Genomic DNA, 21,359 nt, shown 5'->3' with positions numbered 1-21,359 from the left:
AGGGCGACCCGCCAAACTTCAAGTTTCCGCAACACATGGAAAACTGAATGATCGGGAAATCATCACCCCTCACGGATTGCATATTCCGTAACCGGCCCCTGTTCTAATGTATGATGGAGTGTACAACCTCGGCAGACGGCCAGCAGCGCCTCCTGCTGCTCCGCGGGAAAGCCCGCAGGAAGATGGAGGGTCATTCGGATTTTTCCGATCCGGTAAGGATTCTTCGCCATCTCCCAGTCCGCCGTCACCCGAAACCCGCCGGTTGTGATCTTTTTCCGGTTCATAAAGTTTACAGCATAAAAACCGACACAACCGGAGAGAGATGTAATGAAATGCTCCACCGGATCCATCCCCTGGTTCGTGCCGCCCTCTTTTACCGGCTGATCGATGATGACCGTGTGTTCCCGGCAGGTCACAGCAAAACGATAACCCTCTTCCACCTTCAGTTCGATCGACATGCTCACACTCCGAGTATTGTTGAATGACGAGATATGCCCGGCGGCTTACGGCAACACCTTTTCCCCCAGAATCTTTTAGAACATGCTTTAAAAATTGAATAACCTCTTCAGGGGTTTTAATATCTTCCCTCCTCCGGGGCCGAGTTTCTTTTCAAGGCGATCCTCCAATCTCTTTTCTTCCTTCCTGATCGCCCTCTTCGCCTGCCCCCGGATAAGGGCATCAAGATCGACTTTAACCTTCGGACTCGCCACATCCCCCGTCACCTTGAAGGGAATGTATTTCCGGTTCTGTTCATCCACGAGATAGTAGGTGAATTTCCGCCCCGAGGCCTTTCCCACCTTGCGCAGGATCATACGAGCCGCCAGATCCATCTTTCCGTTGAGCCCCACAACCCCGGTCGTGGAGAACCCGTGATCCCGTGAGGTGAGAATGGCATTGAGGATGTCGATTTTACCGCCGCCGATCCGGAAGAGCCCCTGCAACTTCTCAAAAGGTGTCCGGTTCCCCGGAGTGATTTCCACCCCAGTCATCCGAGCCACGGAAACAACGGGAAGATTGAGTTTTTCTGCGACCGTCTTGATGACCCGTTCCTCGATATTTACATTCTGCAGGGCACCCTGGTCGATCTTGAAACTCCCGCCGCCGCTGAGATTTTTTTCAATCTCCTTCATGCCGAACCCTGCACCTTCGACCTTCAGATCCGCACTGAGGAGACCTCCGACCTTCTCCTTCCGCGCGGGAAAGACTTCCTGGAGGACCGACAGGTCAACCCGACTGCACTGAAGGTTCGTCCGATAGGCCGGAGGCTTCTTTCCGAAGTCGATCCCGGCCGCGCCCTTGATCTCCCCCTCCCCGCCGAAACCACGGACGGAAAGATTCTTCAGGAAGATCCGATTGCCCACCTTTCCGTAATTGGCATGAAGCCGGGAGAAGGTCAGGTTGTCGATCTTTCCTTTTGCAACCTCCACGACCCCCTTGATGTCGATGTTCTCAGGAAGGGGAGAGGGAGAGGACGGTCCCTGCGGAGCCTCCTTCTCCGGCCTCTCCGCCGCCGCAGCCGTCCCCGGCAAGAAAAGCGTCCCCACCTTTTCCTCCCGCACCGCGGCCGGTTCTTTCTTCGGGAGCCGAACCACCAGGTTCGGAAAAGAAAAATTCAGCACGACCTGCATCTTTCCGGACGGATGCCCCGACACCGTCCCATCGGTCCGAAGCAATCCGTCGAGGCCGACGCCCTTTAGGGCGGGAAAGAATTTCTCCCACCCGGCCAGGGGGATCCCATCACTCTCCATCTTCAGGGCCAGCTCCGGATTACTTTTCAGGTGGTTGATCTCTCCGGTAAAGCGGAGGGTCGCAGACCCGACGTTGATCTCGTTCTTTTTCACCAACACGCGATTTCTGCTCAGTTCCAGCAACACCTCCTTGCGGACCTGCATGTTCAGATCCCGAACCAGCGTCTCCCCTTTTTCAGGACCCTGTACAGTCAAAGCGTTGAGCCGCATTTCAGTTTTGATATTCAACCCCGTTTCCGGGTCCCCGGCCAAGTCCCCCGTGATCTCCACGGTCCCCTTCCGAATCATCACCGTCGGATTCTCTCCCAGATAGGGCATAAGCCGGGTCAGGTCAAAATCGTGGACGGCCACCTGCAGGGAGAGGGGCATCGACTTCAGATCGATCTTCCGCCCCACCGGGCCGACGGTCCCGCTCAACTGAAGATCGGTCTTCTTGCGGTTGATGCCAAAGGAAAGGGAAAAGGAGACGGCACGATCGAGTGAGACATTCTCCAGGTTGAGGTTCAGGTTTTCGATCTTCACCCCCTCCTGCAACACGGGAATTTTTGCATCATAGTATGCCAGGCGTCCCCCGGTGATACGAATCCGGGAGACCAGCAGAGCGCCCAGGACCGAGGGGGAATCGGTCCCGGAAGCGGGAGGGGCTTTCGACTCCTGCGGGGCCGACCGGTCGCCGCCGACAAGGTCCGAGAAATTGAACACCCCGTCTTCATTCTTTTCGATCACGATTCTGGGTTCCCGGAGAACGACCCGCTCCACTTCAACCTTCTTTCGAAGCAGGGGAAGGAGCTTGACCTTCAGGTCGAGTCCCTTCATGGTCAGCATCGGTTCACTCCGAAACCCCTCGACATTGCCCACGATCAGATCGGACAGACGCACCCCGATCCCCGTGAAAAGGGTCAGGCGGATATCGCCCAGTTCAACCTTCCGGTCGATCGTCTTTTCCACCCGGGCCAGGATCGGTTCTTTGTACTTGTTCAGGAAAAGGGGCGAGACCGCCGCCAGTCCGGCCAGAAGGACAACGACAACAACAACCAGACCGACTGCAATGATAATGAACTTCTTCATAGCCGTCTCCCCTTCTATCCCGGTTAATCTTTCCGCCGACTGATTTTCACAAAGTTCATGCGAAGGTCATAGAGGATCGCTTCGAGAAATTTTGATTCTTCATCTCTCAGGTTTCCCTCGGTTTTTTTTCGGAGCATTGAAATAATATCGATCGTCTGTTTGGCCAGGGGCAGATTCTCTTCCGTCTTCTCCGTCACGGGGTTGGCCAGCAGTCCCAAGTGCATCATGGCCGAACTGCTAAGAGAAAGAATAAAGGAGTTGAAATCAATCTCGGGGAGCGGTTCTTCCCGGCCCCGCTCCTCTTGCGTTTCCGCCGAGGGTCCCGGGGCTGCCTGCGGGTCCGTTGATCCTTCGGCGCTCACTGTCGGCGGTTTCGTACCGGCCTTCGGCTCCGAATCCTCACGTTCCGTCACCTTGCGCTTGTCCACAAAAACAAAACTTTTTTCCTTCTTCTCTTCCGGCATCACTTCTCCTCCCTGCGACTACTGTTGTTGCTGAAAAGATGCTACGCCCGAACCGGATAATCAACCTCGGCCCACCAACGATAATCAATATCGGGAAAAAGGTGGTCCTGTGTCTCGTAAAGAGTCAGCATCTCTTCTTCCTCCTCTTTGAATCCCTTCCGTTCCGCAACTTTTTCCGCCAGATCGGCGAGTCTTCGAAAGGCCTCCACATGCTCAGTGATTCGCAGTTCGGCGTAATCCCCGGCACTCAGAGTACTGATCAAGAAGGGCCAGTCCGAGCTTTCAAGAAGCAGGAGTTCCCGTGCAAGCTGATTTAAGACCCGCACCAGGGGAATCTCCGTCCGGCCCCGGAACCGGCCGGCCAGATCCACCATCCGGTCCTCCGCCGCGTAGATTTTCTTCCAGGCCCACTCCGTCCATTCATTGAGCCAGATCCAGTGAAACCCTCCCTCCCCCCAGGAGCCTTCCGGCAGGGAGATCACGGTAGTGTTCGGACAGCGGGAAAGATAACGGGAACCGGTCGTCAAATCGACCTCAAGATCACGGTCGAGTCTTTTCAGAACCTCATAGAGCCATTCCGGTCCTTCATACCACCAATGACCGAAGAGTTCTGCATCGTAGGGAGCCGTTAACAACGGTTGTTCCACTCCTTTCTTCCGGGCCTCGGCAAGAATCTCCCTGACCAGTTCGACGAAATGTTCCGCCTGTTGACTCACGATCTCCGGCACCTTCCGGGGGTCGTAGGGCTGCTTGTCGGCCAGGTCCGCTTTCGCATCGGTCACACGCCAGTAGCGGTGACCGCCGGGAAAATGTTTCTTGTGAAAGTCGAGATAATCCGGATTGCCGGGGTACCCGTGCTCTCCACTCCAGACCTGAATCCCTGTCCGGGGATCCCGGGTGAGGACCGAAACAGGACGTTTTTTTTCCTCCCCGAAGGAGCCGACATAGTAAGAGTGATAGGGTGAACGTTCCGTATTTTCCTTTGTCGGGCTGTAGCGGTCGGCAAACTGTCCCCAGAGCCGCTGCAATCCCTCGAACCGGTCGAGATAAACCCCAATCGCCTTCCCGCCCCGCAGGAGGTGAGCATCGATCACAAAGAAGTCGATTTCCTCTTCGCCCAGGAATTCCTCCACCCCCTTCCGAAGAACGGCAGGATCCTTGACATTCTCCTTCAGGGGCCGTTTCCATTCATACCGGGGCCGATAGGCACATTCCGGCAGCCAGATTCCCCGCGGCCGCCTACCGTAATGCCGTTCATAGGAACGGACGGCCTGCCGGATCTGTGCCTGAACACATTCGTCCCTTCCAATCAGCGGGAGATAACCATGGGTGGCACCGCAGGTGATGATCTCGATCGCCCCCCGATCCTGCAACGACCGGAAGGCCCCGACCAGGTCCTCCCCGTAGATTTTGGTGAATTCCCGTAATCGTGCGTCAAAGACCTCTTCCCAGTAAAGAGCAACTTCACGGAGATGTTTTTCTCCGGTCCGCTGAAACTCCCGCTGATCGGCACGGGCTGCTTCCCGCTTCTGGACAAGGTAGGTCTTAAATTCTTCCTTAAAACCCGGATCCGCTAATTGCTCCGTCAGAACGGGCGTAATGCCGAGGGTCACCCGGGGGGTGAGTCCCTCCTGAAGGAGCCGGTGAAATACGTTCAGCAGGGGGAGATAGGTTTCGGCAGCCGCTTCATTCAGCCAGTCGGTACCGTGGGGCCACTTCCCGTGAGAAGCCACATAGGGAAGATGTGCATGCAATACAAAGGTAAAACTACCCGTAGAATCTTCCATAAAAGCCCTCTTTTCGTCACAGGATAGGTCACAGGAGATTGTGCATTTATATCACAGTTTCCGCCGGCTCCGCAAGACGATCCGAGCCCCGGATACGAGGGCAGGTTATCTCCGCCTCAAACGGTTCAACTCAATTTCGCGGTTAAAAACAAAACGCATGATGATATCCCGGAGACGATTATGGACATCAATGAACTCCACACCGTATTCATATTTCTTTCCGTTCTTCGCCTCTTCCACACGGACGATTTTTCCCGGAATCTCCGTAAGGGAAATCTCGGAACTCAGGGTAAAACGCAGCCGCAGTTCTTTGCCCACTGGAACTACATCCCGGGAGACTATCAGGAGAACACCACCGGAACTGATGTTGCGGATCACACCGGACAGGAGAGACGTCTCTGTTTCTTCCCGTACCTGGAAATCGACAGGGATCTCGACGGGAACACGGAAATATTTTCTCCGCTGAAGGCGCAGGATCTCCTGGGGGCGGGCTAGGAGCAACAGGACGACCCGCTCCTTTCCATAGCCTCTCACCCGGCTTGAAAAGCCGTAGCGTTGTCCCTTGGTCAAAAAATAGACCCAGCAGGAGGTACCGACGTCAATACACCTGCGTGTGGGTGGAGCCACGGCAATGCCGTCGGTCAGAATGCTCTCCACCCGGCTTTTGTATTCCACCATGAAATCGGGATGGTCAAAAGTGATCTCAATATTCTGATTCACCGAAAGGACCGAATCGATCTTTTTGACGATATTTGTAAAGGACTCCATGGAAACGACCTGCAATTGGGAAAAAACGGCAGGAAAAGGGCTCAAAAATCCTTTCCGGGAACTTTACTATAGTTGAACTTCCCGAGCCCGTCAAGAAGATCTTTGGATAGCAGACCTTGACAGAGATTGGGGATCGGGGAACTGGAAATTCTTAATCATATTGAAAAGGGGGATTATAATTAGTGCACAGTATCAATCTTGATGGGTGGCGACCACGTTTGCCTTTGAACTCTGTGCCTCTGCCTTTATTGAAGCGTAGCGTAGAGAATGGAGACATGGTAGAACATGAGGAGGATATAACTGACCAGGATCACGGAAATCATGTTCCGGGCAAAGAGGAAGTTCTTATGGAGACAGAGGACGAAAACCCCGATAGCCGTCATCACGAACTTGTAAGAAAAAAAGGAGAAAACTCCCCGGCTCAGAAAATAGTCCATGACCGGGTTCAGCTCCTTGCCGCCCATCGAGATATACCGGTAGGTATAACCGGCATCGAGGAGAGACATGATGACAATCAGAAGGAGGATGAGAAAAAGGCGGGCACTGTATAAATCAACATAGTAATTGTAATGTCTGTCGGAGCTTCGACGGTTCAATTTCCTGCGACCGAAAAAGGTATGCCGACTGAAAATCGGCGTCGGTTTCCGGCGTCGATCTCGATTCGTTTGTCGGTTCTCGGTTTGCTCCTTCAAGACGACACCACCCCTTTCTTCTCACTGAAACATCCCTTCCCATACTCGATAACAGCAAATACGATGCCATAATCACAATTACTTGGATATACCCTCAAAAAACAGATAATTAGGACTGTTTTTACTGGTATATGGATGGATTATGCTCTATTCTGGATATTTTCGATCTGTGAATTGGAAAATTTTTTCCCAATATAGGAAAAAAAATTCCCAATTTGAGAAGTTTTTTTCATACCATGCCGCAAACACAGATGTTGCAAGAAGGTCGAATGTGGAAAAACCGGCAGGAGGAATCTCAGGAGGTGCGTGATTTCCCCCGGGTGCGTGTCATTTGCCCTTAAAAAAGTGCAGAAGGAACTTCTTTTCTTCCATCGAAGAATTCTCGGGGGCGATTCGATCCGCAGGATCGATCAAATCCATCTCCCACCAAGCAGGGGGAGTTGTGATACTGCAGGAAGAACCGCATTTGCAGGGATCGTAGATCTTGATCCAAGAGGGGGCATCGGGGGAATGAACGTAGACCCATCCGGGACCATAGGGACGAGCTTTCAACTCCTCCGTACGGGCGACGAGAAAACGAGAGGCCTCCTCCCCCCCTGCTTCAAAGAGTGAATCAACCCCTTCCGCGGGAGAAAAGATATACCAGGGACCTATGGACCTGATCTGCTTAATCAGTTCATCCACCCGTTCCCAGCTCATCAGTCCTGTCAGCGGTCTTGAAGATCCCCCCATGTCGCATTTTCTATCACAACCGGAAAAAAAATTCAAGCAGCGATCGGACTTCGTGATCTCTTGCACGCTTGCCCTCCCAGGACGCCGGATCAAGTCCATATGTATCACTCACATCCTATCGCTTCCTCCAGACCCAGCCGTTGCCGGCAATTCCCTTGCGATTCCGGTTGTCTTTCCCCTGGTCAGGGTCACGTCCCGGTTACCGGAACCGGGTTTACCACCATGCCGGGCAAACAAGAAAAAGGCGCTTACAATCACTGTAAACGCCTTCCCGAAAAGCCCCTTATTCTCTTTTAAATCGCACCCTAACTGTTGTTACGGTTCATACGATGCCTTCCATACCCGGCAACGGTGATGAGACTGATCCCGAACAAGAGCATGGTCGCAGGTTCCGGGACGGGAGCAGTTGAACCGCCGGGTACAAGCAAATGCACACCTGTATATTTCACTCCGAAGCCTTGTTCCCAGTATCCCCCTTCGTCCCAATCCAGGGAAAGGGCATCATCCCATAGTGTATAATCCATCTGGAATGAAAGCTCTCCGCCTTCCGGTATTCCAAATCCGGGCGTAAATGTAATCTGAAAAGAATATGTTCCAAGGTCTATAGGAGGAGCAAAGTACCAGCCCGGAGGAAGGCTTCCCGACACAGGAGAGGTGTTGTCCATGTCAAAAACATCTTTCTCAAAATCCAGAGAAATCGACTGAAGATTCAGGTTTGATCCGGAGACAAGATTTTTGAATGTGTAAGTGGCCGTCCCGACCTTTGTCGTCGACAAGGAATAGCCAGAACCGAAACCAGGATCGACATATCCCAGCACCGGGAAAGCGAAAAGATCCGGCGCCAAGAATAAAACCCCGAGGAAGGCAACCATCGTAATTTTCCACATTTTCTTGATCATGATCCGTACCTCCTTAATATTTTTTCAAACAAGCCATATAAAATGCAGTAATCAATAACTGCATAGCATGAATGCATAATCGATGCCAATATTAATATATTACAGTAACCTATTCATTTTGCAGAACATTTACGGCATGGATAAAGGGCAAATGCCGCAGATCCCATCCCTACCAAAGGGGAACCTGTACGAAAAACCGACAGATTGGGGAGAAAAATCGGGGTCTCACCGTAAAATTCTTTATAATCAGCAGGTTATGATTGAAAAGAAATCCTACAGTGAATGATTGCAACCATTTATGTGCAGAATTACTTCCGGACGGCGGGAATGGTGAGGGATGACCGGAGTTGTTTCAGATGAGCGATCACCTTCCGGGCCCGACCGGTTTCCGCCGAAGGAAGGAACCGCAAACAGGCCCGATAATAGTAGATCGCTTCGATAAGCCGCCCCTCCTTTTCAAGGGTTCGGGCAAGATTGAAATGGACCCGGTAATCCCCGGGGGTCAGTTTCAGTGCCCGGCGGTAGGCGGTCTCGGCGGCAGCCGCTTTCCCTGTTCTTCCTTCAGCCACCCCCAGGTTGGTCCAGGCAACGGCATCTCCCGGATGGTCTTTAACAATTCGCTCCAGCAAGGGGAGGGATCGGGCAGGTTCTCCTCTTTGGATATAGAGGAGGGCAAGATTGTTCAGGCACCGTACATCCCCGGGGTCGATGACGAGCCCCTTGCGGAAGGCCTCTTCAGCGGCTTTCCCCTTTCCCGTTTCCATCAAGGCCAGCCCGAGATTGTTACAGGCCCGGACATTGAGAGGGTTAACGGAGAGGGTCCGGTTGAAGTTCAGCACCGCCTCCAGGTAGTTTCCGCTCGCCAACGCGTCCACTCCTTCATTAAAGGTGGAAAGTTCCATCAGCTTACGGGAGGTCTTCTCATTCACTTCAGCCTGCTTCGGGGACAAGATGGTGATCTGCCCGACTTCCGCCTTTTCCGGAGGAGCGAACTCCCCGGGCAGCTTTCTCCGGACGATTTTCGGGTGTTCCGCCACAGGGATGTCTATCCTTTTTCCCCCTTTTTGTACCGGCGGTTTCGTCGGGATGAGGGGCTCGTTTGTCGTCACGAGAGCCCCTACCGGCACAGGCGGAAAGAGAAGTTTCAGGCTGACAATGACAAAGAGAAACATCAGCGCGAGACTGCCATAGCCCCGGATTCTTTTCCGGTTCATGAAGAGGTGCAACCCGGCTCCTTCTCCTTCCCGCCGTTCCCTCGTTGATTCTCCGGTATTCATGGTTGCCTCAGAGTCAAAGGAGGTGTCCCACCAGAGGAAAAGGAGACAGCTTCCGGGCTTCTGCCGACGGCAACAACCGGCTGCAACAGGATCACCAGTTCCGTGTTTTCCTTTTTCTTCTCCACCCGCCGGAACAGTTTTCCGAACACCGGGATATCCCCCAGGACCGGAACGGACGTCGTCGATTCCTCGGTCTTTTCCTGCATCAGACCGGCAATCACAATCGTCTCGCCGTCCTTGACTCGGACCATGGTGTCGACTTCCCGGACATCAAGAACGGGCGCATTGGCCAAGATGTCAACCCCTACAGCCCCCGGAGGGAAGGTCTTTTCCTCAACAAAATCGGTGATGCTGGGATGAATATTCATGATGATCGTCCCATCGGATGAGATCTGGGGCGTCACATCAAGGACCACGCCGATGGTGTAGTCCTCCCGGTCGACATTGAAATTTTCCTGCAGGACGCCTCCCTCGGTATTTGTTTCCTTGTTCACGGTGAAGAAGGTGTCCTCCCGCCCCGCCTTGATAATCGCCTTCTGGTTGTTCAGGGTCGAGATCCTCGGACTGGAGAGGACATGAACCTTCCCCTGGGTGGCGATCATGTCGAGGAGAATGGAGATATCCCCCTTGGTGGCGCCGATCTGGAAGTTGCCGGTACCCGGACTCAAATGCTGTACCACGGAAGCGGGAAGGGGTTGTGCAGCAGCCAATCCCGAGGTAAGGTTCCCCACGAAGGAGCCCCGCAAATTGGGAATCCCCGCCCAGTCGATTCCCGCCTTGAATCCGTCGGAAAGGGTCACTTCGATAATCTTGGCCTGGATCATTACCTGCCGCTGGATCGATCCTTCGACGCGCTCCAGAAAATCGGCGATCTCCATCAGTTTCGCCGGCAGGGCCGTGACCAGAATGGTCCCGGAATGCTCGTTGATCACCAGCCGCTCTTCCTGATGACCACTCCCATTCTCTCCGCCGCCACCGAAAAGGATGCTGTTCAGGCCTTTGCGGATCTCCGCCCAGAGGTCCACCTTGTTCGTCGACTTTACGGTACCGTAGTCCCCGGCGGAGCTCTTTTCCCCGCCTCTCCCACCGCTGCTGACAATCAACCCGGTTTCACCGGTCCGGCTGGCGGTAATATAATTCAGGGTGAAGACGCGGGTCGACATTCGGGGGCGGAGAACTTCAATCGTGTTCCCACGAATCGTGTACTGCAGGTGCAGAGGAGAAAGAATCGCCTGCAGGGCCTCTCCCATGGTCATCTTTTTCAGGTCAATGGTAACGGATTCATTGATGGCGGGATCGACGATCATATTATAACGGCTGCCCCGGGCCAGAACCATGAGAACATCCTTGAGCTTTGTATCCTGCACGGCGATGGAGAACCGCTCTCCGTCGATTCCCTTGATCGACTCCTTTCCGGCCATCTGCGGGAGGAGATACTCGGCCCCCGGAGGGGCCGACTGCACGGAAGGTTTCGGCGTATATTGTTCCGGAAGCGCCGGCTTTGCGATCGTCTTGCTCCCGGCGGCACATCCCCAGAGGATGAGGAGCAAAAGCCCCGGCAGGATGATACGGATATTTTTCAAAAGATTTCCTCCTTTGTGTTCAGGGGGTTTCCCCCTTTTTCAGCTCGATCATCACCTCGCCTCCCCCACCGGCCAGGATCACCCGATCCGGCTCAATCCGGAGGATCCTGTGTCCGGAGATATTCTCCCCTTCCTGATGGATCTCCCCATCCAACAAGGCAACCCGACGTCCCCGGCTCCACAGAACAGCGTTCAGGCGGGGCAACCGGTTCGTTTTCGACGACACTTGCGGCACAGCGAAAGTCTCTCCTCCAGGAAGGACAAAAGGGTCCCGGCCTGCGCCCGCCGCAAACCGGAGCCGGTCGGCGGTGGAGAGTCCATCGACTTTGTCTTCTTTCTTCTCCCCCGGCACCCGATCCGGCGAAACCGGCAGAGAGGCCATCGCCGACGGTGTCATGGCATGGAACCGTTTGCGGAAAAAGGTATAATTCCGGTAAACGGCGAAGAACACCGACACGATCAGGAGCAGGAAGAAGACCTTGTTACGCAGCATCTTTTCTTCCCGAATTTTTCACAAGATAATAGAGTTCCATCTTCATCTCCACCGCAAGAGATCCGGATTTTTTTTTGACCCGCACTTCCCGGATATCGGTCAACCGTTTTCCTCCCCGGAGCGACCTCAGAAACCGATAGAGGGTCCGGTAGGGGGCCTGAAACTGGATCTTCACGGGAATGCCATACAAGACATTCGAGTCCGGATCCAGAGAGATGGGCAACTCATTGAAGGTCGAACGAGCCAGAATCTCATCCATGTCGACCCGTTCCACTGCACCCCGAAAATAAGTGATCTCATCAATCCCCAGGGAGCGGCCCAGTTCCCGGAGGTGCCCCAGGTAGGTGTAGAACCGACCCCGGCCGGGCAGCCGTTCCCGATCGTCCGCATCGGCCCGGGCAAGGCGCTGAAGCCGCTCCGGCGGGAGAGAAGCCAAATCCATCGAGACTCGTTCCATTTGCCTGCCCACCTTTCCAATCTCCTGCTGCAGGGCATACCACTGCCTGACCTTCGGAACGATCAGAACCAGGACCAGCCCCGCAATCACCAGCCCTGGAAGGGTCATCTGCACCCAGTTCTGGTGGGTCTTCAAAAATCGTTTCACCCCGGGGAGTCGTTCCATGGGGTCATTCTCCTTCGATTTCGATCGGGATCCGCCTCCGGCCGACGGAGGCAACTTGTACCCGTCCCGATTCCCCCTGATCCGCAGCGGCACCGATTCGTCCCCGGACGGTCTTGAATAAACCCGTCTTTTTACATTGATTCAAAAAGTGATCCAGTTCTTTCTCCCCACCGGAATAATCGGGCAGGACGATCCTTCCCGACAGCCTCATGAAAAAGGGTCGGCTTCCCCCTTGCACCACCAACTGCTTCAGGACAACGGTATCCGGCGCATAGAGGGCAAGTGCCGCCAGAACATCCTCCGGAGGAATGGATGCCGAAGTGAGTCCCCGGCAGAGCGCCCGCCTCAACAGGCGGTCGGATTGAACCTGAAGTGTGCGGCGCACCCCTTCAAACCGGTGATCCACCCGGGCATATCCCTGCCGCAATCTCCGTGCCTCCACTTGATCATGATACACATGATAGGAAAGCTGCACATAAAGAAACAGGACCAGGACCGACGTCACCATGTAGGCAACCTTTGCAATCCGTTGGGCGGATCGCTTTTTCCATTCAAGCTGCTCCTCTTCCGGCAGGAGATTGGCCGTGGAAAAGATCGAGGGGGTTTTGGCCACCGCCACGCAAAGATCGTATTCCCCCTCCTCTCCCGCTGCCGGCGTACAGATGACCGGCCGATCCAGCCCCGGCAAATTTTCAAGGACGGTCAGCGGAAGTTTTAAGTGATGTTGCAACTGCTCCACCAGGTTCGGGAATCTTTTTCCTTCCCCGGTCAGCCGAATCCGCTTTACGGACTCCTTGTTCTGTTGTTTGACATAGAGGAAGGATCGATTGATTTCCGTACAGAGACGTTCGAAAGGATCGTCCTTTTCACCGGTCGTCTCCTCGGCAATAGAGAGAATTTCCATGCCGTCGTTCTCAAAAGAGGCCGGTTCCGCCGACATCGGCGTCATATCAAATCGGGAAAAGTCGATCTCCTTTCGGATCAAGCGGGAAAAGAGAAAATGCCCCCCCCGGGTTACCGTCAGATCGACCCCCATACGGGTGATATGGAGATGAGCCACCGTCTCCTCCGTTTCCGAGATCAGAGCGGCTGAAGGTAGCTGCGACTGTACAAATGGAAGGGACATGAGATAGTACGGGACCAGATCGGCGGCCCGAATCAGATCGAGGGCATTCTGCACGATCTCCCCCGGGACCGCAGCGGCAAGGACCTCAATCTTCGGGACCCCTTCTTCCCGATAACGGGTATGTACATGGTAAACGATCCGGAAGTCCCGCCTGACCCCGAAGGCCTTTCGTGCTTCAAAGGGAACGACAGCATCAATCTCTTTCTGCGACATCTTCGGCAAGGCGAAAGCCCGGTGCAGGATGCGGGGGTCCTGGAGAATCATGGCTGCGGGCGTTCCCGTCAGACCGTTCCGGCGGACACCATCGGTGAGCGTCCGGCGGACATCCTCGATATTGTCGGACGGTGCTTCCAGTCGAATCAGCCCCTCCAGAGAATCTTTTTTTCGCAAGCGCCGGAGCAGAGCCAGACGAATGACGTTCCCGCTGATCTCCATGCCGACAACCAATCTGGATGAAAAAAAAACCACCGTTTAACCTCCGGCCACACTCATCATCTTGTAGAGGGGCAGAAAAACCGACATGGCCACCGTCCCCACGATTCCCCCCAAAATCACAATGATCAACGGTTCCATGATACCGAAGACCTTTTTAACGGTCATCGGAACCTCACGGTCGTAAAAACCGCTCAGTTTCTCCAGGGTAAAATCAAGGCTTCCTGTCTCTTCCCCGATGGAAACCATCCGAACGAACAGGGGAGGAAAGAGCCCCGTCTCCCGCATCGTCTCGGCAACACCCCGTCCTTCCTGAACCCTCTGGCGGATCTCCACGACCGCTCTTTCAAAAACCCGGTTGCCCGTTGTTTTCTCCATCAATTCCAGAACATGAATAATATTGACGCCGGAACGGTACAGGGAACTGAAGGTATGCGCAAACCGGGCCAGGATAATCTTGTGACTTAAGGCCCCGAAAACTGGGATCATCAATTTGAGCCGGTCATAGGCGATCCGGGTGGCGGGAATCCCTTTGATGAAGCGCAGCGCCAGGAAAAAGAGAAAGATCCCGCACAGCAGCATCGGCCAGGAGTGGAGCATGAAATGACTGATCGAAATAATGATCCGGGTCGGAAGGGGGAGCGCCACATGGCTCTTTTCAAAGATAACGAGAAATTTCGGCAGGACCACGGTAAAGATCAGGGCCACCAGCCCAACGATGGCCCAGAAAACAACAATGGGATAAAGGGTCGCCTGCTTGATCTGCCCCATCAGGTCCTCCTGCCACTCCAGATAGGAGGTCAGACTCTGGAAGGTTTCCTCCATTTTCCCGGTACTCTCCCCGGCGGAAACCATGGCCACATACAGTTCGGAAAAGACCTGCGGGTACTCCGCCATCGCGGCCGAGAGGGAAAGACCGGCCTCGATATTCCGATGGATGTCTTCAATGACCTGACGGAAAAACCCGACCTCGGTCTGCTCCAGCAGGTCCTTCAGGCCGGTGAGGATCGGGATCCCCGAGGCAAGGATGGTTCCGAGATGAACCGTGAAAGTAATCAGATCCCGCCGTGAGACCCTTTTCCTCACCCCGAGGGAGACATTCTTCCGGATCTCGAAACCGGTGGGATAACAGCCGATCCCGGACAGCTTTGCATAGAGATCCTCCGGGTTGACCGCAGCCATCACACCGTTGATCAGTTTGCCTTCCGTATTTCTCGCTTTATAGGTATATTCGGGCATTGCCTGTCCCCGGGAATTACGTCAGGCGCATCACTTCGTCGAGGGTCGTCAAACCGACCACTACTTTTTTGAATCCGTCGTTCCGCATGGTCGTCATCCCCTGTGACATCGCAGATTTCTGAATCTCGACGGAGGAAGCCCCTTGCAGAATCAGATCATGAACGGTGTGATCCACCGGAAGAAGTTCATAAATGGCCGCCCGCCCCCGATAGCCGGACTGATTACACTTATCGCAGCCCGCCCCCCTGTAGAAGGAAAACCCTTCCATCTCGGCCAGTCCAAGAGCCCGCAGTTCTTCGGCAGGGACCGTATAGGCCTCCTTGCAGTCGGGGCAGATCTTTCGGACCAGCCGCTGGGCCAGGACCATGATGATGGAAGAGGCCAGGAGATAAGGGTCCAGCCCCATATCGATCAACCGCGGCAGAGCGCCGGCGGCATCGTTGGTATGAAGGGTGGAAAAGACCAGGTGTCCGGTCAGGGCCGCCCGGATGGCCATCTCCGCGGTTTCCGTATCCCGCATCTCTCCCACAAGAATCACATCGGGGTCCTGTCGTAACAAGGAGCGCAGACCGGCGGCAAAGGTCATACCGATCTCTTCATTAATCTGGGTCTGACGAATCACCGAGAGCTGATATTCCACAGGATCCTCCAGGGTGCAGATCTTCTTGTCCAGAGAGTTGATATGGGAAAGAGCCGTGTAGAGCGTCGTCGTCTTGCCCGATCCGGTGGGCCCGGTGACGAGAATGATCCCGTGAGGGCGCTGAATCATCTCGGTGAAAATCTCGAGATTCTGCGGGGAAAAACCGAGGTCCTCCAGCCCCAGAAGGACCTTTGACTTGTCGAGAATCCGCATCACCACGTTCTCCCCGTAAATGGTCGGAAGGGTGGAAACACGGAGATCGATATCTTTCTTCCCGATTTGAAAACGGATCTTGCCGTCCTGGGGGATGCGCGATTCAGCAATGTTCAGGTCGGCCAGGATTTTGATCCGGGCAATGACCGAAGGCTGCAACTGCTTGGGCAGGAGAAACCCCTGCTGCAAGGCCCCGTCCAGACGGTAACGAATCCGCAGGACCTTTTCGTCCGGTTCGAAGTGAATATCCGTTGCCGCTTCATTAATCCCGCGAAGGATCAACTGATTGACCAGGCGGATGATCGGAGCCTCCTGGGCCTCCTGGTCGGCCCGATCACGCCCCAGCCCCTCGGCAAGGGCCTGATCGACCACTTCATCGATGGACCCGGAAAATCCGCAATACTTGTTGATCGCCTCCAGGACATCCTTCTCCGAGGCGGCAATCACGTTCACATCAAGACCTGACTCGTTCTGGACTTCGTCAATGGCCACCACGTCAAAGGTGTCGACCATGGCAACCGTCAGCACCTCTCCCTCCCGGGAGACCGGAATCAGTTTGTATTTCCGGGCCGTCTCCTCATTGATCAGTTTGACGGCATCAAGATCAATCTCGACAAATTCGAGATTTTTCTGAACGGTCCCCGACTCCTGCGCCAGGGCCGCCTCGATCTGCTCCTGTGTGGTAAATCCCAGCCGGACCAGGATCCGGCCCAGCATCTCTTTCGTTCGTTTCTGTTCCTTCAGCGCGATGCGAAGCTGCTCGGAGGTTAAAAGCCCCGCATCAATCAGACGTTCCCCTAAAGGACGGGTTTTCGGAGGTGTACTTACCGGCATCAGAAGGAACCTTTCATCCCGTGACCGATGGTAAAAATCGGACCCGGTGCAATGGTCAGCAGGAACAGCTTATCCTCATGAAACGATCACATCATTTTATTCGGAAACCGATATCGTCCCCCCCCAGCGTCGGACTGGAAGAAATAAGCTGTTTTACATCGGTATTGATGACCCCGTCGGGACCGGCGGAAAGGACAAAGACGGCTTCGTAGCCCCTGCCGTACCAGAGCCCGATTACGTTACAGTAGTATTTGTTCCCCCACGGATCGCTCTTGATCTCGTTAATATAGGGTCCCTTCCATCGGAACTCGCCGGTCGTCGGATAGGCATTGCCGCCTCCCTTCGGATCGTTCAGAACCAACTGGTTCTCAAAGGTGTCACGTCGTGCGGCCCCCCATGTGGTCCAGCCGTTGGTATCCGTTCCACTGTGACTGGGGGTGGTCCCGCCGACAGTCTCCAACACATAAAGATAGTTACTGTTCCCGGCGCTCGGGTCATTATCGGTCGGCCATTTTCCCGTATCCTTGTAGAAATCGGCAACGGACGCTCCCAGGACCTGGACATCGTTCTTGGCCCGTGCGATTCTGGAATCATCGATATTTTTGATGATCGAGGGGGTCATGATTGCCGCCAGGATCGCGATGACGGCAATGACCACGATAATCTCGATCAGGGTAAAACCTGATGTTCTTCCCAATCTTTTCATTGTACACCTCCGTTGATTTTCCCGGGCTCCATCATGAGCCGGGATTATTAGACCTGCCGCACAACCGAAAGAGTTCGGAAGCCATAGGGCAGGATCCCTTGACTTCGTAGATTTCCAGTGAAGATTCCTATAGACTTCCATCATTTTTCGACTGAGTATCTCTCTTATCGGCTCAGCAACCCGGAAACTTGAGCACAACCCCTACCCGGGCGGAATATTAATTCGGGGAAAACCTGAAAAAAGGTTTTCCCCGACAACACGAATGAAGTATAATAGTAAAATTGACAGGGTTATCCCCCATTCATATTCAGAGGAGCAAGACGTGAAAATTCTCATTACCGGCGGCGCAGGATTTATCGGAAGCAACCTTGCCGAACAATCCATCCAGGCGGGACATACGGTGGTCGTCTTCGACGATTTCAGCACGGGACGCAGGGAAAACCTGGAGGGAATCATCGATCATCCCGATTTCACCCTCATTGAAGGGAGCATTCTCGACCGGAGCCATCTAACCGACGTGATGCAAACCTTCAGCATTGAGGCGGTTTCACATCAGGCGGCGCGCCCCAGCGTCGCGCGGAGCGTGGAGGATCCCCTCGCTACAAACGAGATCAATGTCACGGGAACGCTGAACATGTTGAAGGCCGCTCTCGACTCCGGGGTAAAAAAAGTCGTCACGGCCATCTCCTCCTCCGTCTACGGCGACACCCCGGAACTGCCCAAGCGCGAAACGATGCCCTACAACCCTCAGTCCCCTTACGCCGTCTCCAAGGTCACCAAGGAACTCTATCTCAAGGTCTTCCACGACATCTACGGCCTCGACACCGTGGGACTCCGCTATTTCAATGTCTACGGACGAAAACAAGACCCGAAATCGGATTATGCCGCCGTCATTCCCAAGTTTGTCACCGCTGCGCTCAAGGGAGAGCCGATTACCATTGAAGGGGACGGTGGACAGACCAGGGACTTCACCTACATCGACGACGTGGTTGCGGCCAACCTCGCCGGATTTGTGCAGGATCAAGCAGCCGGCCGGTCCTTCAACATCGCGTACGGCGAGCGGATCAGTATCCTGGAACTGGCGGAGAAGATCATCGAGATCACAGGCTCCCGTTCCGAGATCAGCTACAGGGAGAAACGACAAGGAGATATCCGGCACTCCCTGGCCGACATCTCCTACGCCGAGAAGTATCTCGCTTATCACCCTCAATTTGATCTGGAAAAGGGGCTGACCGAAACAATTCGCTGGTATCAAAGTGTTCTGGTAGAACCCTGAAAGGCATCCCGGGATGGTCTCACCATGAAGCCGCAGTAAAGACTTCAATGAGGTGAGCCCTGTTCAGACCAACAAATACCGGCCGGTCCTGCCGGCCCTTCCATGAGGGAAGGTGAAGTTCCATATGGAGGAAGAACCTCAAGCTCTTCCGGATGGAACCGAGAGGGCGGAGCTGTATGAAGGCCACAGAGCACGTACAGACAGACAAGATATCGCCCTCCCGGAAAATCTTTCCGTTGCAACTCAGCCTTCTGGGCTTCGGTTTGCTTGTTCTATATGCGCCCGTATTTCCGGAACTCTGGCGGGACTGGAATCAGGACCCGAACTACGGTTACGGAATCTTTGTTCCTCTCATCTCGGCATTTCTCGTCTGGCGTAAAAGAAAAAAAATCTCACGAATTCAGCCGGAACCTTACGGCCCGGGGCTGTTCGTCGTTCTGTTCGGATTTACAACCTACCTGATCGGCATCGCAGGGAATGAACTTTTTACCACACGGATTTCTTTCATCATTGTTCTGCTTGGAATCCTCCTGACCATGTGGGGGAAGAAAGGGAGCAAGACGATTGTATTCCCGATCCTCTATCTCCTGCTGATGATCCCCTTGCCGTACATTCTCTATTACGCCATCGCATCCCCCATGAAACTCTTCGCTACGAAATGGGCGGTGTTCACTATTGACCTTCTTCACATTACCGTCCACCATGAAGGAAACATCATTTATCTTCCGAACACCACCCTGGAGGTCGCCGATGCCTGCAGCGGACTGCGCTCCCTGACCTCACTTCTCACCTTCGGGATCGCCTTCACCTACATCGCCCAGCAACGCTTCCTTCCCCGGGCTCTCCTGGTTGTCGCTATCTTCCCCATAGCCGTGATCAGCAACATTCTCCGCCTTGTCGTCACGGCCCTTCTCGCCGTTTACAAAGGACCCGACACGGCTCAGGGATTCCTCCACGAAACCTCCGGGATCGTGGTCTATACGACCGCTACGCTTCTCATATTCGGGGTGAATGAACTCCTGCAGGCGTTTCATCGGCGGCCGGCACACCCGGAGCAGGTGAAACCATCATGAAAAAATCCAACCTCTATTTCTCGGTGATTTTCATCCTGCTGATCGGGGTCTTTTTCTACAGTCGGTCCCTTTCTCACCCCATCCCGGTTCCGCTCGTCCGGAATTTTTCAACCTTCCCGGACCGGATCGGTAAATGGCAGAGCGAAGAGATCCCCCTAAAACCGGCCGTCCTAAAAAAACTCGGCGCCGATGCAATTCTGAACCGGGCCTACCATACCCTCGACGGTCAAACGATCTGGCTCTACATCGGCTACTACCGAACCCAGCAGAACGGCACACAGATCCACTCCCCCCTACACTGTTATCCCGGCAGCGGTTGGACCCCGGTTCGCAGGGAGGTCGTTGCCGTTCCGGTTGGAGACCGGAAGATTCACATCAACCGGATGATAATCGAAAACGGCACCGACAAACGGCTGGTCGCCTACTGGTACCAGGCGGACAACCGGGTGATTGCAAACGAGTATCTCCAGCGGTTTGACCTGATCCGCCGCGCGTTGCAGAACAACCGAACCAACGGTGCGCTTGTACGGATTTCCATGCCGATAGAGAAAAGACCGGAACAACAATGGAGGACCCTGCAAAATTTCCTTCTGAAATTCTATCCTTATCTATTAGAATGGTCCACAAAGACCTCCTCCTGAGACAGTGAAACAAAGCATTCAAATATCCTACCTAGTCCCGGAGCAAAAAACAGCCTGGGACGATTTCGTTCTTCAGACTCCTTCGGCATCGCTCTATCATCTTTTCTCCTGGAAGAAACTGATGGAAAGGACCTTTCCTCATCAAACCTGTTACCTATGTGCCGAAAAAGAAGATCAGATCGTCGGGGTTCTTCCCTTGGTGTACGTCAAGAGCCTGATCTTCGGTCGTTTCCTGGTTTCCATGCCCTTCGTGAACTACGGAGGCATCGTTGCAGAGAATAACGATGTCCGGACAAAACTGCTCGATGCGGCGATCGAACTTGCCGGGAAGCATCGGATGGCGCTGGAGCTACGCCATGCGGAATCTTATGAACTCGGCCTCACCCGGAATCAGTGCAAGGTCTCCATGATCCTCGATCTTCCCGAATCCCCCGATGAACTCTGGACTTCCTTCAGATCCAAGCTCAGAAGCCAGATCAAAAAACCAATGAAGGAGGGGTTCGAAGCACACTTCGGAAGCAAGGAACTGCTGGATGATTTCTACCATGTCTTTGCCGTAAACATGCGGGATCTCGGCTCTCCGGTACACGGCAAGAAGCTGTTCCGTAATATCCTGGACCTCTTCCCGAACCGGGCCGTGATCTGTGTTGTATACGCACGGGAGGTCCCGGTCGCCTCGGGTTTTCTCATCGGATTTCGCGGTCGCCTTGAAATCCCGTGGGCCTCATCCCTCAGAAGCTACAACCGTTTCGCCCCGAACATGCTCCTGTACTGGAAGACCCTCGAGTATGCCTGTGAACATGGATTCCGAAAATTCGACTTCGGCAGATCCACCCCGAACGGGGGGACATACCGGTTCAAGGCACAGTGGGGGGCGGAACCGAAACAACTCTATTGGGACTGCTGGGCAAAAAACCAGGGCATGACGGAAGCCGGAAACCGGATCAGTCCCGCCATGGCACGGATGGTCGCAGTCTGGAAAAGACTTCCGGTCGGACTGAGCAAGATTATGGGGCCGATGGTACGGAAGAACATTATCGCATAAG

The 21,359-nt window shown here is 54.3% G+C and carries 20 protein-coding genes; 4 read left to right on the top strand and 16 right to left on the bottom strand.

Annotated features, from left to right (window positions below):
- Positions 1-62: 62 nt before the first annotated feature.
- The 16 genes from GXP58_06100 to GXP58_06025 form a co-directional block, all read right to left on the bottom strand.
- Positions 63-458 (bottom strand): OsmC family protein, encoded by a 396-nt coding sequence (locus GXP58_06100; protein NOY53179.1) that lies wholly within the window; start codon positions 456-458, stop codon positions 63-65.
- Positions 459-545: 87 nt separating this feature from the next.
- A complete protein-coding gene (locus GXP58_06095) occupies positions 546-2,816 on the bottom strand; it encodes an AsmA family protein (GenBank protein NOY53178.1) in 2,271 nt (756 codons plus the stop codon).
- 23 nt (positions 2,817-2,839) lie between these two features.
- Positions 2,840-3,280: a DUF1844 domain-containing protein gene (locus GXP58_06090; protein ID NOY53177.1), complete on the bottom strand. Its 441-nt coding sequence runs from the start codon at positions 3,278-3,280 to the stop codon at positions 2,840-2,842.
- A gap of 41 nt (positions 3,281-3,321) precedes the next feature.
- The gene (locus GXP58_06085) at positions 3,322-5,067 is read right to left on the bottom strand and encodes a DUF1957 domain-containing protein (GenBank protein ID NOY53176.1); all 1,746 of its coding nucleotides are present in this window, start codon (positions 5,065-5,067) and stop codon (positions 3,322-3,324) included.
- Between the two features lie 105 nt (positions 5,068-5,172).
- Positions 5,173-5,835 (bottom strand): hypothetical protein, encoded by a 663-nt coding sequence (locus GXP58_06080; protein ID NOY53175.1) that lies wholly within the window; start codon positions 5,833-5,835, stop codon positions 5,173-5,175.
- A 245-nt stretch (positions 5,836-6,080) separates the two neighbouring features.
- On the bottom strand, positions 6,081-6,431 hold the full coding sequence (locus tag GXP58_06075) for a hypothetical protein (protein ID NOY53174.1): 351 nt from the start codon (positions 6,429-6,431) through the stop codon (positions 6,081-6,083).
- Between the two features lie 423 nt (positions 6,432-6,854).
- The gene (locus tag GXP58_06070; GenBank protein NOY53173.1) at positions 6,855-7,226 is read right to left on the bottom strand and encodes a hypothetical protein; all 372 of its coding nucleotides are present in this window, start codon (positions 7,224-7,226) and stop codon (positions 6,855-6,857) included.
- Between the two features lie 338 nt (positions 7,227-7,564).
- Positions 7,565-8,158, bottom strand: coding sequence for a PEP-CTERM sorting domain-containing protein (locus tag GXP58_06065; protein NOY53172.1), 594 nt, complete (start codon positions 8,156-8,158; stop codon positions 7,565-7,567).
- Between the two features lie 308 nt (positions 8,159-8,466).
- Positions 8,467-9,435 carry a tetratricopeptide repeat protein gene (locus tag GXP58_06060; GenBank protein ID NOY53171.1) on the bottom strand — a complete coding sequence of 323 codons (969 nt, stop codon included), beginning with the start codon at positions 9,433-9,435 and terminating at the stop codon, positions 8,467-8,469.
- A complete protein-coding gene (locus tag GXP58_06055; GenBank protein ID NOY53170.1) occupies positions 9,432-11,018 on the bottom strand; it encodes a hypothetical protein in 1,587 nt (528 codons plus the stop codon). The genes GXP58_06060 and GXP58_06055 overlap by 4 nt, the downstream gene beginning before the upstream one ends.
- Positions 11,019-11,037: 19 nt before the next feature.
- Positions 11,038-11,511, bottom strand: coding sequence for a hypothetical protein (locus tag GXP58_06050; protein NOY53169.1), 474 nt, complete (start codon positions 11,509-11,511; stop codon positions 11,038-11,040).
- Positions 11,501-12,133 carry a hypothetical protein gene (locus tag GXP58_06045; GenBank protein ID NOY53168.1) on the bottom strand — a complete coding sequence of 211 codons (633 nt, stop codon included), beginning with the start codon at positions 12,131-12,133 and terminating at the stop codon, positions 11,501-11,503. Before GXP58_06045 ends, GXP58_06050 begins: the two co-directional genes overlap by 11 nt.
- Before the next feature lie 4 nt (positions 12,134-12,137).
- A complete protein-coding gene (locus tag GXP58_06040; GenBank protein NOY53167.1) occupies positions 12,138-13,727 on the bottom strand; it encodes a pilus assembly protein PilM in 1,590 nt (529 codons plus the stop codon).
- 3 nt (positions 13,728-13,730) lie between these two features.
- Positions 13,731-14,930, bottom strand: a complete 1,200-nt coding sequence (locus GXP58_06035) for a type II secretion system F family protein (protein NOY53166.1) — start codon at positions 14,928-14,930, stop codon at positions 13,731-13,733.
- A 16-nt stretch (positions 14,931-14,946) separates the two neighbouring features.
- Positions 14,947-16,617: a type II/IV secretion system protein gene (locus GXP58_06030; protein NOY53165.1), complete on the bottom strand. Its 1,671-nt coding sequence runs from the start codon at positions 16,615-16,617 to the stop codon at positions 14,947-14,949.
- Between the two features lie 91 nt (positions 16,618-16,708).
- Entirely contained in the window at positions 16,709-17,323 is a 615-nt protein-coding gene (locus GXP58_06025) for a prepilin-type N-terminal cleavage/methylation domain-containing protein (protein ID NOY53164.1), read from the bottom strand.
- A gap of 322 nt (positions 17,324-17,645) precedes the next feature.
- Between GXP58_06025 and GXP58_06020 the strand changes: the two genes are divergently transcribed.
- From GXP58_06020 to GXP58_06005, 4 genes are all read left to right on the top strand, one after another.
- Positions 17,646-18,599, top strand: coding sequence for an SDR family oxidoreductase (locus GXP58_06020; GenBank protein NOY53163.1), 954 nt, complete (start codon positions 17,646-17,648; stop codon positions 18,597-18,599).
- Between the two features lie 236 nt (positions 18,600-18,835).
- Positions 18,836-19,672 (top strand): exosortase/archaeosortase family protein, encoded by an 837-nt coding sequence (locus GXP58_06015; protein ID NOY53162.1) that lies wholly within the window; start codon positions 18,836-18,838, stop codon positions 19,670-19,672.
- Positions 19,669-20,313, top strand: coding sequence for an EpsI family protein (gene epsI / locus GXP58_06010; GenBank protein ID NOY53161.1), 645 nt, complete (start codon positions 19,669-19,671; stop codon positions 20,311-20,313). Before GXP58_06015 ends, epsI begins: the two co-directional genes overlap by 4 nt.
- A gap of 4 nt (positions 20,314-20,317) precedes the next feature.
- A complete protein-coding gene (locus tag GXP58_06005) occupies positions 20,318-21,358 on the top strand; it encodes a FemAB family PEP-CTERM system-associated protein (GenBank protein NOY53160.1) in 1,041 nt (346 codons plus the stop codon).
- Position 21,359 lies beyond the last annotated feature (1 nt).

This window comes from Deltaproteobacteria bacterium (assembly GCA_013151235.1).
Taxonomy (GTDB): Bacteria; CG2-30-53-67; CG2-30-53-67; order CG2-30-53-67; family CG2-30-53-67; genus JAADIO01.
The sequence above is the reverse complement of the archived record's forward strand: the minus strand, read 5'-3'. Positions and strand labels throughout refer to the sequence as shown.